Source organism: Paenibacillus phytohabitans (genome assembly GCF_013141775.1).
Taxonomy (GTDB): Bacteria; Bacillota; Bacilli; order Paenibacillales; family Paenibacillaceae; genus Paenibacillus_AQ; species Paenibacillus_AQ phytohabitans.
On sequence record NZ_WHOB01000089.1, the window covers coordinates 254,965 to 269,222 of the forward strand.

The 14,258-nt window shown below is 50.6% G+C and carries 11 protein-coding genes; 6 read left to right on the plus strand and 5 right to left on the minus strand.

Going from position 1 to position 14,258, the window contains the following annotated elements:
* Positions 1 to 71: 71 nt before the first annotated feature.
* Together GC101_RS30280 and GC101_RS30285 are read right to left on the minus strand one after the other, a co-directional pair.
* The gene (locus GC101_RS30280) at positions 72 to 2,615 is read right to left on the minus strand and encodes a hypothetical protein (protein ID WP_171720356.1); all 2,544 of its coding nucleotides are present in this window, start codon (positions 2,613 to 2,615) and stop codon (positions 72 to 74) included.
* A gap of 23 nt (positions 2,616 to 2,638) precedes the next feature.
* The gene (locus GC101_RS30285) at positions 2,639 to 4,639 is read right to left on the minus strand and encodes an S-layer homology domain-containing protein (RefSeq protein WP_171720357.1); all 2,001 of its coding nucleotides are present in this window, start codon (positions 4,637 to 4,639) and stop codon (positions 2,639 to 2,641) included.
* Between the two features lie 730 nt (positions 4,640 to 5,369).
* Between GC101_RS30285 and GC101_RS30290 the strand changes: the two genes are divergently transcribed.
* The 3 genes from GC101_RS30290 to GC101_RS30300 all read left to right on the plus strand — a co-directional run bounded on the left by GC101_RS30290 (position 5,370) and on the right by GC101_RS30300 (position 8,630).
* Entirely contained in the window at positions 5,370 to 6,665 is a 1,296-nt protein-coding gene (locus GC101_RS30290) for an ABC transporter substrate-binding protein (protein WP_171720358.1), read from the plus strand.
* Positions 6,666 to 6,760: 95 nt separating this feature from the next.
* The gene (locus GC101_RS30295; protein ID WP_216626809.1) at positions 6,761 to 7,645 is read left to right on the plus strand and encodes a carbohydrate ABC transporter permease; all 885 of its coding nucleotides are present in this window, start codon (positions 6,761 to 6,763) and stop codon (positions 7,643 to 7,645) included.
* 106 nt (positions 7,646 to 7,751) lie between these two features.
* Positions 7,752 to 8,630 (plus strand): carbohydrate ABC transporter permease, encoded by an 879-nt coding sequence (locus tag GC101_RS30300; RefSeq protein WP_216626810.1) that lies wholly within the window; start codon positions 7,752 to 7,754, stop codon positions 8,628 to 8,630.
* Between the two features lie 129 nt (positions 8,631 to 8,759).
* On the opposite strand, the gene GC101_RS30305 is transcribed toward GC101_RS30300, so the two are convergent.
* The 3 genes from GC101_RS30305 to GC101_RS30315 form a co-directional block, all read right to left on the minus strand.
* Positions 8,760 to 9,347, minus strand: a complete 588-nt coding sequence (locus GC101_RS30305; protein ID WP_042132942.1) for a 50S ribosomal protein L25 — start codon at positions 9,345 to 9,347, stop codon at positions 8,760 to 8,762.
* An 84-nt stretch (positions 9,348 to 9,431) separates the two neighbouring features.
* On the minus strand, positions 9,432 to 10,379 hold the full coding sequence (locus tag GC101_RS30310) for a DUF1861 family protein (RefSeq protein ID WP_171720359.1): 948 nt from the start codon (positions 10,377 to 10,379) through the stop codon (positions 9,432 to 9,434).
* Positions 10,345 to 10,641 (minus strand): helix-turn-helix domain-containing protein, encoded by a 297-nt coding sequence (locus tag GC101_RS30315; protein ID WP_171720360.1) that lies wholly within the window; start codon positions 10,639 to 10,641, stop codon positions 10,345 to 10,347. Before GC101_RS30315 ends, GC101_RS30310 begins: the two co-directional genes overlap by 35 nt.
* Positions 10,642 to 10,842: 201 nt before the next feature.
* Here GC101_RS30315 and GC101_RS30320 point away from each other — a divergent pair, with 201 nt between their 5' ends.
* From GC101_RS30320 to GC101_RS30330, 3 genes are read left to right on the plus strand one after another with little or no spacing between them, the layout of a single operon-like run.
* Entirely contained in the window at positions 10,843 to 12,024 is a 1,182-nt protein-coding gene (locus GC101_RS30320) for a glycosyltransferase family 4 protein (RefSeq protein WP_171720361.1), read from the plus strand.
* A complete protein-coding gene (locus GC101_RS30325) occupies positions 12,024 to 13,130 on the plus strand; it encodes a glycosyltransferase (RefSeq protein ID WP_171720362.1) in 1,107 nt (368 codons plus the stop codon). Before GC101_RS30320 ends, GC101_RS30325 begins: the two co-directional genes overlap by 1 nt.
* Positions 13,123 to 14,205, plus strand: a complete 1,083-nt coding sequence (locus tag GC101_RS30330; RefSeq protein WP_171720363.1) for a mannose-1-phosphate guanylyltransferase — start codon at positions 13,123 to 13,125, stop codon at positions 14,203 to 14,205. Before GC101_RS30325 ends, GC101_RS30330 begins: the two co-directional genes overlap by 8 nt.
* Positions 14,206 to 14,258: the final 53 nt, after the last annotated feature.

Genomic DNA, 14,258 nt, shown 5'->3' on the forward strand with positions numbered 1-14,258 from the left:
AGAGCTGAGAGCATGCGGAGCACCCCTCATGGGGCGCTCCGGCTCCGTTGCCTTCAATTCATTAAGCCCTGCTACTCTTTGATGATTTCAAAATAACGCCCCAGCCAGTATGGCAATGTGAAAACCGACCCCGCTTCAATGCTGCCTGAACGGTAGTTATACCCGGGATTGGCGCCTGTTGTCTGGCTGTCATTCTCAAACGGATTCGAGTTATGCTTAATGATGCGCCGCTCATCCGGTGCAAGCGCGTAGTTCGTCTGCTTGTAATCGTCGCGGTCACCCGGTTCAATATAGAGCACATCCTGACGGTCCCATTGCACCGGGAATTCAATCTGGAATTCAGGGAAACGGTACAGGAACCGGACAGCAGATTGCAGATCGACATCGGTTTTATCCGGATGCGCAAGCTGGTAGAGGAAGGTGTAGAACGGATTCTCCTCCCGAACCTCATTGGAATACCACTGATCATAGGCTGCTACAATCTGTGAATGTCTGCCTGCATCCTGCTCAAGGGTGACAAGCACGAATACCGGGAACCAGCCCAGCTCTTCATCCGAGTAATTGATATACTGGGTCCAGTCATTATGAATCGTCGCATTGGTATTCGTGCCATCCCCTGCATTCTCCATGGTTACGGCCTGGTTATCGTTCTCGCTGTAAGCGTTGGTAGCCTGACGCACAAGTCTCCGCTCAATATAATCAAGTGCCATATCCATATAGCCCTGACCGTTGATATACGGTTCTTCCTTGCTGTAGCTGCCGGCAAAAGCCTGCTCATAGGCCAGCTCATATTTCGCCGAATCGGCCGGATAGCTCTCTGCGACAATATAGCTCGCCGACTTCAGCGCAGCCATGACCTGCAGTGCGTTGAGCGGACCGTCTTCGTAGCCGTAGGACAGCGCATCGTCTCCGTTCTCGTCAACACCAATCTTGGACTGCCACTGTACCTGCTGCTCCATAACGCCAAGGCTGTCGTTGAAATATTTGGCGAACCATCTGGACCACTGTGTTGATTTGCCGGTAGCATCCTCAATGTAATAATGGTCATCCTTCAAGATCAGCTCTGTCATGCGGTGCGTTGTTTCTTCAATGAGGGATTTCAGCTCAAGAAGTTCAGGATCGGTGCTGTCACCGACCAGATATTTATAAGCTGTGTAGAACATGGCGTAGTGCCCATCCACTTCATCTGCGGAGGTATCTGCCTTATACACAATCTGATTCATGTCAATATGGCCGTCCACAATGGCGCTATCCGGGAACAAATCATTGAAGAATTCCGGAATCTGCTCATAGACGGGAGCCGTCAGCTGAAACAGCGGCTTATTATTCTCACCCGTTGTTTTGTCTTCCTTCGCATCATTGTTGTTAGTGGCGGCCGTAATGACAGGCAGCACCTGATATACCGCATCTGTTGCGGTAGTTCCTACCCGTGTCTTAATATCAATTCCCAGCTTCTGTCCTTCTGGACGTGTCAGGTTGAGCTCATCAATCGCAGCTTGACTAAGCCCAAGTCCGTTGTAGTTGAGCACATCCGTGCCTCCGCTTGGGAACAGCGTGGAGCCTTTTTTGTTCTCTGCGTCCTTGGTTACCCTAACCATGGAATAGCCAATCGGCTCTGTCCCGTCGTCACGCTGCATGCTTGGAATAATCCCATTAGGGTTAATCATGTCCGGCCCGACGAAGTTCTGGAACCAGAACCCGTTCGTAGACTGGTAGCCATACACTGAATTGCCCACTGTAGCCGCAGTGGCTTCGCTGGTCAGCATATAGGAACGTGCCGGGAACCCGTTTCCGCGTCCGGATACATAATCAAGCAGCAGCACAGCCTTGGTTGCTCTAAGCGCTGCCGCTCTGGCATCGGCGATTTCTGCCTGCTCTCCAGAGGCCGGACTGGTCCCGTACTGCTCCTGCAGCGCTTTATAGCGGAATACCTCACCCATTGCATACATCGCGGTCCATAAGCCATCATTATCGCTGGTGGTAGGCGTTGATGTGAACAGTCCGGTCGCAGAGTTGTAATTGACCGCGTCCAGCGTGCCGTCTGTCTCCGTAAAGTTAAATCCTGCGCCATGAACCATGCCGCGCCGGTCAAGAATTGACTCCACGAGATCCTCATAGATAAAAGATTTGTCATGCAGCGTCTTCTCCGGCATCGCGATGTGAGTGACACCGCTTGCCGTCCGGACCCAAATGCCGTTCTCCCCGTCGCTGGCAAGACCCGTCACATGATCATCCCCGCCATACAGATACCTTGGTCCAGCCATATACTGAACAATGTCCTTGGTATCGCTTGCGCCGAAATCAACCCGCTGCAGGCCGGTCTCCGTTCCAATCCAGTAGACGCCCCCGTCCAGAACAACACTGGTTACATCGCCGATCACCGACAGCGGCAGAAATTTGAGTGCAGCAGTATCGGTAACCCATTCGATGCCACCCGGGATGGACACCGATCCGGTTTTGTAATAGGTCATTTCTTTGGTCTGCACGGCTTCCAGCTGAACAGGAGAGTAGCTCGCACCAGGCAGCTTGTCTGCGAATACAGGTGCCGCCGGCAGGACAGACAACGTCAAGGCAAGCAGGGCACCCGTAATCTTCAGGCCATTCTTCTTCATCATGTACATGGTAAACTCCCCTTTCCTTATTGGTAGATATGCGATACGCCGGTTTGTGTTATAACCAGTACGCCCGTACTTCCATCCGATAGCAGCAGAAGTACTTTATCATCGTACAATTCCTTGCCTTGTGCAGAATAACTGGTCATTTCATTCGTTTTGAGATTGATTTTTGTTACTCCGCTGTTTGTTCCGATCCACAAATAAGTACGGGTTTTGTCCAGAATGGATGTGTTAACCCCCCGCAGGGAAGCGAATAGAGATGGTTTGACATTAAATTCATAGTTAACAAAGGTTATTGCATTCACAAGGTTCGGCATGGTCACATCCGGATTGGCTATCGAAGGAGTGTATGAAGGGTCCTGGAGGAAGGTCAGGTATTGCTTGGCCAAGCCTTCTGCTCCCGTCGAGCTGAACGAGCTTAAGGCTTCGGCATAGGAATACCGCTCGGGAGTTTTGGGTGTTGGTGTTGCTGTTGGCGTTGGTGTTGGTGTCGGCGTTGGCGTCGGTGTCGGTGTCGGCTTCGGTGTTGGTGTTGGTGTCGGTGTTGGTGTCGGTGTTGGTGTCGGTGTTGGTGTTGGTGTCGGTGTTGGTGTCGGTGTCGGTGTCGGTGTTGAAGTCGGTGTTGGTGTCGGACTTCCCGTATCCGGGCTAGGGCTTGGAGCAGGAGTGGATGTTGAGCTTCCCGTGCCGCCGCTTGAACCCGTTCCTCCCAAGTTGCCGGCTGTCGAAGCGATCAGATTGCCTGAAGCATCATAATCTTGTCCGCCTATGCTTACCTTTGAAGCATTAACCGTCAGCTTGTCCGGCTTGACAGAGAACGACACGCCTTCTACATTGACTACCGCTTCTATGATTGCCCCTTCGCCAGTTACGGCAGCTGCACTGCCTAAAGTCATTTTCCTGACGGTTGCGCCCTTGTTCAATTTAATAGCTGAGCCGCCTGCTTTGGATGAGACATTAAAGCTGCCAACCTGGCCGCTTTCCAGCGTGAACCCTGTCTTTGCAACCACATTCAGCTCATTTACATCCCCTGACAGGGAAACAGCATCTGAAGCTCCCGTAAACACATTAACGATATTTACTGCCTGCCCGGATTCATTAACAATCTGGGCACCGGAGGTCACATCAATCTCCGTAGCTGTTGTCTTTCCCTTCAGCAGAACCCTTACAGGAGCGGCGGGCTTGCTGACTACAATCCGGTTCACTTTACTGTCCGTTAGGGTGATGCTGTGTATACCGCCGCCGTTTATGTAAACGACGCCTCCAAAAGTCGTGTTGACCAGACTCAGATTACCTTCGCCAACACCAGGCGTGATATATAAATTCCCCGAGAAGTTCAGATCGGACAGGGTGCCTCCAGCCGTATTAACAATCAGATTTCTGCCGGATATTCCTGAATGATCCCCGCCGTCGGCAATCAGGAGGCCCATGGCGTTATTAATCATCTTCACAGCCTCGGCCCGCGTCAGTGCTTTTTTGGGCTGGAACAAGCCTTGCGGTGTGCCCTCCACATAACCGGCTTCCTTCATAGCATATACGGCTTCCTTGGACCAGCCGGCAATCACAGCATCATCTGTAAATGGGGAGATGGCATTCCCGGAAGCTGCAACATTGAATACTCTGCTGAGAATAAGGGCCGCCTGCTCACGGGTCAGAACCTCAAGCGGGCCGATCTTGCCTTCTCCGCTACCAATAAGGGCACCAGCTGCAACTGCTTTGCTGATTTCAGTGGCATACCATGCCGTCCGGGGGACATCGGTAAAGCTCTGGGCACTTTCTTCACTGAAATTAAAGATCCGGTTAATCAGGGCTGCGAATTCTGTTTTTCTGATTCCGTCATTCGGCAGAACAAGACCATCCTCGTTGCCTTTGAGCAACCCCATTTCCTTCCACGAGGCAATTTCCTCTGCGGCCCATACAGGAATCTTCTCTGTTGTTTCTGCAGATGCTGCGGACACGCCGGTAAACGCCACGGATGACACCACGGCGAATACTCCAAGCGTCTGCTTCCATTTGAACTTCATATGCGTTCCTCCTAAAGTTTAGATTGCGTCTGCTTCACCCGAAAACCCTCTTACACACCCCGGTTTGGATCTTACTTCTAATGGCGCTCCTGACTTTCGAACCTTCTTACCCGAAACAAATCTTCAGGGGTTACATCCTTTTCAGGTTATCTTATTGATTAATCCGTTCCTATTATGTCACCTCCATGTCATATCATTAATGTTATTGTAGTAACATTTACCCACATTCTATTTTTAATCATAACAAATTGTCAACACATTTCTTTAACAGGCATATATTTCTCCTTCCTTTTCCACATACTCCCATAACATCGTAAAATTCCATATAAATTCAACGTTGTTTGCGCTTACATAAAATCGGTGACTGAAAATATTTATTCGTCCTTTCCGGAACAAAATGAATTTTATAAGTTTTTTTGCATGAAAAACAATTGACAGGGGCCTTGGTATAATTAATAATGAAAACTATATTGTTACTACAAATTCCCTTTAACGTCTCAATTTCACTTGCCGCCCAGCATCACCTCACTCAACCACGTCATGTAAAGTTACATATCGAGACGAAAGTTCGAGGAAAAGGCAGAAACCAAGGTTAAACAGCTTCTTTTAACGTCACATTATTTACCACCCCAACTTGAAAGGGAGGAACTGCCGCTAACCACTCTGCCTGCGGGCAATCCCTACGGTCAACCAATATAACCCCATTCCATATTAAGGGAGCGATTAACTAATGAAAAAGTGGATGATTGCATTGATCTCAACGATGCTGGTTACCGCCATAACGGGCTGCTCTTCTGCAGATCCAAATAACAGCTCAGCAAATAACGGCAGCTCTGATGCCAAACCGGAAACACTCCGAATTGCCATGGGTTCACCGGGAGAAGGGCTGATTAAGGTCTGGGAAACCATCGGCAAAGAGTTCGAGGAACAGCATCAGGGCATCAAAGTTGAATTCAGCTATCAGGACGATGACACCTATCAAACGATCGGACTGCCGAATCTGCTTAACGGTAAAAACGCTCCCGATCTTTACTTCGAATGGGCCGGGCAGCGCCTGCAGACCAGAGTAACAGACGGTTATGCCGCGGATATTACAGAGCAGCTTCAAAGCTCGGGGCTGAAGGATATGTTCGCCGAAGGCACCTTCAATGGCATGGTAATTGACGGCAAGACCTATATGATTCCCACTGCGGGCGATGTGACGAACGTTATCTTTTACAATAAAGCGGTGTTCAATGATCTGGGGCTGCAGCCTCCAACCACCTGGGAGGAGTTCCTTCAGGTATGCGATACGATCAAGCAGGCGGGCATCACTCCACTCGTGATCGGCAACTCCGATCTGTGGACGGCAGGCAACTGGGTGGCCCATATCATTTCCCGTGTCGTGGGGGAGGACGCCTACAGCGAGGCTATGCAGCTGAAGCAGCCGTTCAATACCCCGGATTTTGTCAAAGCCTACGGTTATGTACAGGAGCTATGGGACAAAGGATATATTAACGAGAATGTAACTGCCTCCAGTGACAGTGAAGCGGATATGCTGTTCCTGAACGGCAGCGGTGCCATGCATCCGATCGGCAGCTGGCTGGCCCCGACCGCAGTGGAAGAAACACCGGATCTTGAGCTTGGCTACTTCAATACTCCTGCCATACCGGACGGGAAGGGCAATCAGGACAGTGTGATCGGCGTGCTGAATGGAATGGTCGTCAATAAAAATTCCAGGCTGATCGATGAGGCCATTGAATTCATGAAGCTCTACAGCTCTGCCGAATCCTCCAAGAAGCTCACTGACGCCGGCGCCGTGCCGATTACCAAGGACGGAATTGACAAGGAGACCATGCTTCCGCTCTCACTTGATTTGAATGATCTGATGGAGAATGCGCCAGTGCTGGTGTCCCCGCCTGATACCGGCTATTCCATCGAGGTAGCCAATGCGCTTAACATGGCCACCTCCGAGGTCATTGGAGGCGCCAAATCACCTGAAGACGCCCTCGCCGAACTGGAGACAACCATCGCCCCTCTGAAGTAACGATGAGCACATCCGCAAGACGGCTTCCTCCAGAAATAGAAGCTCTAATGTGCACCCTGTGCTAATATTCAAATTCTGAAGTGGAGGTGGACCCATTGTCCGGCAAAAGCAATAAACTCTCTCCCTACCTGTTCATCTCGCCAGCCCTTCTGCTGTTTGCCTTTGTTGTGCTTATTCCGGTCCTCATGACATTCGTATTCAGCTTCTACGACTGGAACGGGATCGGCCAGATGAAATTCACCGGCTTTGACAATTACATCCGGGCTTTTCAAGACCGCATCTACATTAATTCCTATGGACACACACTGATTTATATTGTAGCTACGGTCGTTGTTGAAGTCCTTGTCGGACTGGGACTCGCAGGCTTAATCACGATGGGCCGCAAGGGCAGCGGAATATTCCGGCTGGCATTCTTCGTGCCCGTCATGCTGCCGATGATTGTCGTCTCCTACTTATGGAAATTTGTCTACAATTCTGATTTCGGTCTCATCAATATCCTGCTGGAGAAGATCGGCCTGGAGAGCTGGACCCGCGTCTGGCTAGGCAACCCTGATACCGCACTTTACGCCATCTGTATCGTATCCGGCTGGGTCTACGCAGGGTTCTATATGACCATCTTTTATTCCGGAATCCAGCGCATTTCCAAAGAAGTCTATGAATCCGCCTATCTGGATGGCGCCGGGGAAGGACAGATATTCTTCAAGATCAAAGTGCCGATGATCCGCAATCTGGTAGAGACCGGTGTCATGCTGTGTGTGCTTACCGGCTTCCAGTCCTTCGATCTGTTCTATGTAATGACCAACGGCGGGCCGTATAATTCGACCGAAATCGTTACGACCTATCTTGTAAAAGTAGTCTTTACCCACATGAGCATCGGCTACGGGTCTGCGCTTGCCGTCATAATGACAATCGTAATCGCCGTCATCGGGCTTATTGCCGGCAGACTGAATAAGAAAGACTCCGGTGTGCTGGAGTATTAGAATACCCCCACAAAGCGGGGCTTTGGCGTAGATAGATGACTCAGGTACTTTGCGGGGACCCCGAAACATGTAAACTCTGATAGTATGAGAAAGCGAGGTGTTCTCCTTGACGACCACAGTCCTAGATATCAAGAAAGACGCTTACAGCGGAGGGGAGGCGGCAAACCGCAGACCGTTCTCACATATTCTGTATTATCTGTTCATGATCTTCATTTCCTGCTTCTATTTCTATCCGATCCTCTGGCTTATTCTCTCCTCTTTCCGTGAGAACCGTGAGATCTTCTCCGCCCCGTTCGCGCTGCCGGAACAGGTTAATCTGCAGAACTGGTCCAAGGCGTGGACTGTCGGCAATATGAGTACTTATGCCAGCAACAGCGTAATCGTCACCTCAGCTACCGTTGCAGGCATTCTGCTATTTTCCAGCCTCGCAGCCTTTGCCTTCAGTAAGCTGCGCTTCCGCGGCAGCGGCTTCCTGATGCTGATGTTCGTATTCGGACTGTTCATGCCGCTGCAATCCTTTTTCATTGCCCAGAGCTATATTTTTGAGCAGCTGAATTTGAAGGATTCCTATATGGGGTTAATTCTTCCTTATATAGGTACAGGACTTCCGCTGGCTATCTTTCTGCTCAAGGCGTACTTGGACTCCGTACCAAAAGAACTGCTGGAAGCTGCCCGCATGGACGGCTGTAATGACTGGGTGATGTACAGCAGAATTATCCTTCCGCTGCTTGTTCCAAACATGGCTACCGTGGGGATCTTCTCGGCGCTGAATGCATGGAATGAGCTGCTGCTGGCCATGCTGTACATCCAGAATGATGCACTGAAGACCATCCCGGTCGGCCTGCTGGCCTTCTCCAGCCGATATATGACCGACTATAAGCTGCTTTTCTCCGCACTGGCGATTATTACGCTCCCGATGATTGTCGTATACCTCTTCTTCCACCGCTATATCGTTGCCGGCCTGACAGAGGGAGCACTGAAGTAGCTGCTTCCCGGCAATATGCCTGTTAGAACAACAAATAGCCCCTTCCAGCAGACGTAGCCGGAATCATGACATTATCATGAGTTTCCAAGTACGCTCTGCCCGAAGGGGCTATATTCGTCAATCCTCTATTTAAGCCGGAGTAGCTGCTACTGCCGGTTCTTCAGCTTCTTCATGCACAGTCTTGATCTGAATCATTACTGTACTTGGATCAGTCAGCACTTCAATACCATCCTGGAAAATCAGATCAGATACAAGTAATTGGTCACCGATAGCAAGGCCGCTGATATCCACTTCCATGGAAGTCGGCAGATCGCCCGGCATACAGCGGACTTCTACTTCATAGATTTCTACCTGCAGAACGCCGCCTTCTTTGACCCCTGCAGCTTCGCCTGCAAAATGAATCGTAACTTTACTGTCCATGCTGATGCTCATGTTCACATGCTGAAAATCAATATGCAGCACTTTACCGGACATAGACTGCTTCTGAATGCTCTGAACTACCACCGGAACGGTTGTACCATCAGACAATTTCGCTTGCAGGATTGCACGCGGATTGGTTCTCAGCATTTCCAGCAGTTCCTTCTCACTCACTTCAAGACTAAGAGTATCTTTACCAATTCCGTACAGTACTGCCGGGATGCGGCCTTGCTTTCTTGCCACATTCAGGTTGGACTTTGTGTCAGACGTACGATTGCTTAGTTGAATAAATTTACTCATTGCTTAATTCCCGCTCTCTTCGACCATAAATTCTTGTCATCTTAAGTTTAACATGACCATAGAATCTAGTCAAACCTGCAGATATCAGACTTCATATTCAATAAAAGGGTCGGGGATCTCAATTCTGTAGGCTTCCGCATCGCTGACGCCTACAGACAGTACCGCCCGGCCGTCCTTACCGCGCACCAGCCCGCCGCTGAAGATGACATCCTGCAGCTCGGGGCGTTTGCCCGGGCCGATGGGGAAATCGCTTCTGGCAGCGATGATCTTGATCGGGGTAGTTTCGAAGGTGCCGGGATTAAGCGAGAAGACCATGGCGTAATAATGTTTCTTCCCCATACGGTCGAAGCAGGCGATATGCCCGAGCACACCAATATGGCCGTTGCTCAGCAGAGTGGCCTCATTGGCTCCACCCCACTCCTCCTGCACGAACTGGTTATGCAGAATCTCCGCTTCCAGGAAGGTCTGTTCATTCAGCTCATCCAGTGAATCAATAATGGTGAAGCCAATCTGTCCTCTGCCGCCCCGGTCTCCCTGCGGTCTGGTCAATACGCCGATTCTTCCATCCTGAAGCTCGATCAGCCGGATATCCTTCATCGTGCCCGGCCCCGAGGAGAAATGGCGCATGGAATCAATCCGGTACCCCCGGTAGAACTGCGTAATCCACGAGATGATTCTGGATGGATCATCTCCGGCTGTAATTACTTCAACGCCGCCGACAATCAGCTCACCCTTAATCCGGGTGACGCAAGGGTCCTGCAGATTATAGGTATGGGTATGCGCCCGGGGAATCCAGACGCCATCTTCTCCGGATGTAAAAAAGAAGACTTGAGAGAACTCACTATCCCGTTCCTCAACTCTTCCTAAGATGACTTCCTCCCCGTCATGCTGAAACGGAGCCGTTATATTGTATACATCACGTCCGCCCACACCGGAGAAGACCAGCTTCTCCACGTGTACGGTACGGAGATTGGCATAAAAGGTATCCAGCAGTTCGTTACAGGTTGCTGTCTTGGCCGGGCTCCTTGTCATTGCCTTCCTCCTCATATTCATGTGCCTTATCTATTGCCCAATCGTTCTCATCTGATTCCATCCGGATCAATTCTCCGGGCTGAATATTGAAGTAAGTACACAGCTTCAGCAGCAGATCCCGGGGGTACTGCACCATCTCGTCTTTGTACATCCGCCGGACGGAATCGAAATGGTAATTAATGTCTTTCGCTAGCTTGCGGATCGATAATTTCGGGTCATGCTTCTCCATAACCTCACTCAATTTGCTGCGTATGACTGGCATCCATACACCTCCTACATCACTATATCTGGAGATTTCAGGGGAGTCAATAAATTGACAAGATTAAATGGTCATGTTATAGTTGGAACAGGAAATAATTTGCAGATCACAAATTTTATACCACTTATCCCCGGAAAATAAAGTCCTCTTTATTTTCTTTTTTTATACCCAAAAATCACGGCAATCAATAGGGAGGCTTTACGTATGACCCATAGCAACCGTAATAAGAATATCGTTTTCCTGTCCACCAGCCTGCCGAGAGAATGCGGAATTGCCACCTTCACCCAGGATCTGCTTGATGAGTTCACGAAGCTCCAGGGCTTCAACAAGCCGCGTGTCATCGCCATGAACAACAACGGAAATTACCGGTACACAGACCAGGTCATACGGGAAATTAACCAGCATCAGCTATCTGATTATATAGATGCCGCAGAAGAAATCAACCAGTCAGATACCGATCTGCTTGTCATTCAGCATGAATTCGGCATCTACGGCGGAGAAAGCGGCGAATATCTGCTGCAGTTCACTGAGCGGCTTCATGTGCCTTATGTGGCGATTTTCCATACTGTATTAACCAACCCTTCGCCGAAACAGCATGAGATTATCACCCGCATAGCTGCAGGAAGCGTAAAGGTTGTCACAATGGCCCAATCCACAGTAGATGATCTCATCTCTGTCTATCATATTAACGCCGCCAAAATTGCTTTTATTCACCACGGTGTGCCTTTTGTCAAAACTTCTACCCGCGCGGAGCTAAAGGCCCAGTATAAGTTCGGGGAACGCAAAATCCTCTCTACCTTCGGTTTCCTGAGTCCCGGCAAAGGTATTGAATATGCTATTGAAGCTATGAGCGGAGTAGTGAAGCAGCATCCGGATGCGCTCTACATCATCTGGGGTAAGACCCATCCGGTCGTCAAACAGGAGACAGGTGAAGTATACCGTGAAAAGCTGACCAGTCTTGTGCATGAATTAGGCCTGGTCAATAATGTGCTGTTCGTCGACAAGCTGCTGACCCAGGAAGAGGTCATTGAGTCCCTGGTGATGTCGGATATTTATATGACCCCTTATCTGGGCAAGGATCAGGCAGTCAGCGGCACACTCGCTTATGGAGTAGGCTATGGCAGAGTAATTATCTCTACGCCTTACCGCTACGCTCAAGAGATGCTGGCCGATGGCCGTGGCCTGCTGGCGGAATTCCGTGACTCGGCTTCGCTGGAAGCCTGTATCCTGGAGCTGCTGGATGATCCGGCCAAAGTTGAGGACATGGAGCAGCGGACACAGGCGCTTGGCAGTACGATGATGTGGAGTGAGGTTGCGAAAACCTATGCCGCCATCTTTCAGGACAAAATAGCCCTCTCCAAACCGGCTGGCCGGAGTGTGATTTGATGCAGACATCTGCGGTATTGCAGTTCAAAACCGGTTATATGCGCCAGATCACTGATGATACGGGGATTTTCCAGCATACGAAGTTCGGCGTGCCCGATCGTGCCAAAGGCTACACCACTGATGACAATGCGCGGGCTTTGATCGCAGCCGTGTTAATGTATAACAACAGCAGGGATACAACTGCACTCGATCTGATCCATACGTACCTCTCGTTCATCCATCATGCACAGAATGAAGAAGGGAACTTCCGGAATTTCATGGATTACAACCGTTCCTTCCTGGAGGAGCGCGGCTCCGAGGATTGCCAGGGACGCACACTCTGGGCGCTGGGCTTCATGCTCTCCTACTCTTCCATTCTGCCGGATAATCTGCTGAATACCTGCCGGTATCTGATCAACCAGGCGCTGCCGCATATCAGAGGCCTTCGCTCTCCACGGGCCTTAGGCTACGCCGTTATCGGCCTGAGCTATTTACTTGAGACTCCCGGAGCACTCACCTATTCCTTCCCATATCCCCATACACCAAATACAGAAGAGGAACTGGCCTTCCTGCCGGAAGCCTTCATTAAAGAGCTTATCGAATCCGTCACTATCCGGCTGCATGACCAGTATAACCTTACCAAAGGGGAAGACTGGAACTGGTATGAAGACAGCCTGACGTACGGGAACTCCATGCTGCCTTGGGCACTGCTTAAGGCTTTCACGATTACCGGCAATCCGGCGCTTCGTGTAACAGCCAAAGAAAGTCTCGATTTCCTGATCTCCCGGACCTTCGCACCGGAAGGCTATTACAGACCTATCGGCAGCCACGGCTGGCTGCTGCGCGGCGGTACGCCTGCACTCTATGACGAACAGCCGATTGAAGCCTGTGAAATGCTGCTCGCCTGCCGGGAGGCTGCCGTAGTGCTGCAGGACCCGTCTTATCTGCAGCAGGCTGAACTATGCTATGCCTGGTATACAGGGAACAACTCCCTGCAGCTCTCCCTGATCGATCCCCAGACCGGGGCTTGCTACGACGGGATTCACAGCTCGGGGCTGAACCTCAATCAGGGATCGGAGAGCATCATCTCCTTCTCGATTGCCCATCTGGTGACTCATCATGGATAAATTCGCAACTATACTCGCAGGCGGAGGCGGCACCCGCTTCTGGCCGCTGTCCAGACAGGAAATCCCTAAGCAGCTGCTGAACATCAGCGGCAACGATATTATGCTGAACGATACGATTGAACGCTTCAAGGGCATCATCCCGCAGGAGAATACCGTCATTGTAACGAACCGTACCCAGGCGGTGCTGCTGGAGAGTATTATGCACAGCAGTGTGCAGAAGAGCAATATTCTGATCGAGCCTGTGGCCCGGAATACCTCAGCAAGCATCCTGTTCGCCGCCTTCTCCATCCAGCAGATGAGTGAAGGGGATTCCTTAATGGTTGTCCTGCCTTCCGATCACTACATTACCGATGAGCCGCAGTTCCGGCTTACGCTGGACGAAGCCTGCACCGTCGCGATGGAGAGTGACGCCATTGTCACGATCGGGATCAAACCTACCTTCCCTTCCACCGGCTACGGCTACATCGCTTATGACAAAGAGCCGATCGCAGTCAATCCGGTTGCCGTATACGATGTAGCTGAATTCGTGGAGAAGCCGGATTTCAAAAAGGCACAGGGATATCTGGCCTCAGGCAATTATCTCTGGAACAGCGGGATTTTCATCTGGAAGACCTCGGTCATTATCGATAACTTCAAGCGGTATCTGCCGCGGCTATATAATACGATGCTGCCGATCAGTGAAGCGCTCGGTACAGATCAGGAGCAGGAGACGATTAACCGGATCTATCCGCTGCTGCAGAATATCTCGATTGACTACGGCATCCTCGAACGTTCTGATGAGGTAGTGGTACTGTCCGGCCAGTTCGGCTGGAATGATATCGGCAGCTGGGATGCGCTTGGTGCCATCTTCCCGCCTGATGATGACGGCAACATTATCAAGGCCAATCATGTCGGCATCGATACCCGCAACTCCATTATCTATGGCAACGGGCGGCTGATTACCACCATTGGCGTAGACGGCTTCATCATCGCTGACACCGGGGATGCGGTCATGATCTGCCCCAAGGATAAAGCCCAGTCAGTCAAAGACATTGTCGATCTGCTCAAGGAGAAAGGCATGCTGGAATATGTATAGGCTATGACGATTATGTAATAACAAAGGGAGCACTGCTATTACAGCAATGCTCC

What these genes read in the sequence shown, in the direction of transcription:
- GC101_RS30280 (WP_171720356.1), bottom strand. Translation starts at nt 2,615, where the DNA reads ATGATGAAGAAGAATGGCCTGAAGATTACGGGTGCCCTGCTTGCCTTG.
- GC101_RS30285 (WP_171720357.1), bottom strand. Translation starts at nt 4,639, where the DNA reads ATGAAGTTCAAATGGAAGCAGACGCTTGGAGTATTCGCCGTGGTGTCA.
- GC101_RS30290 (WP_171720358.1), top strand. Translation starts at nt 5,370, where the DNA reads ATGAAAAAGTGGATGATTGCATTGATCTCAACGATGCTGGTTACCGCC.
- GC101_RS30305 (WP_042132942.1), bottom strand. Translation starts at nt 9,347, where the DNA reads ATGAGTAAATTTATTCAACTAAGCAATCGTACGTCTGACACAAAGTCC.
- GC101_RS30310 (WP_171720359.1), bottom strand. Translation starts at nt 10,379, where the DNA reads ATGACAAGGAGCCCGGCCAAGACAGCAACCTGTAACGAACTGCTGGAT.
- GC101_RS30315 (WP_171720360.1), bottom strand. Translation starts at nt 10,641, where the DNA reads ATGCCAGTCATACGCAGCAAATTGAGTGAGGTTATGGAGAAGCATGAC.
- GC101_RS30320 (WP_171720361.1), top strand. Translation starts at nt 10,843, where the DNA reads ATGACCCATAGCAACCGTAATAAGAATATCGTTTTCCTGTCCACCAGC.
- GC101_RS30325 (WP_171720362.1), top strand. Translation starts at nt 12,024, where the DNA reads ATGCAGACATCTGCGGTATTGCAGTTCAAAACCGGTTATATGCGCCAG.
- GC101_RS30330 (WP_171720363.1), top strand. Translation starts at nt 13,123, where the DNA reads ATGGATAAATTCGCAACTATACTCGCAGGCGGAGGCGGCACCCGCTTC.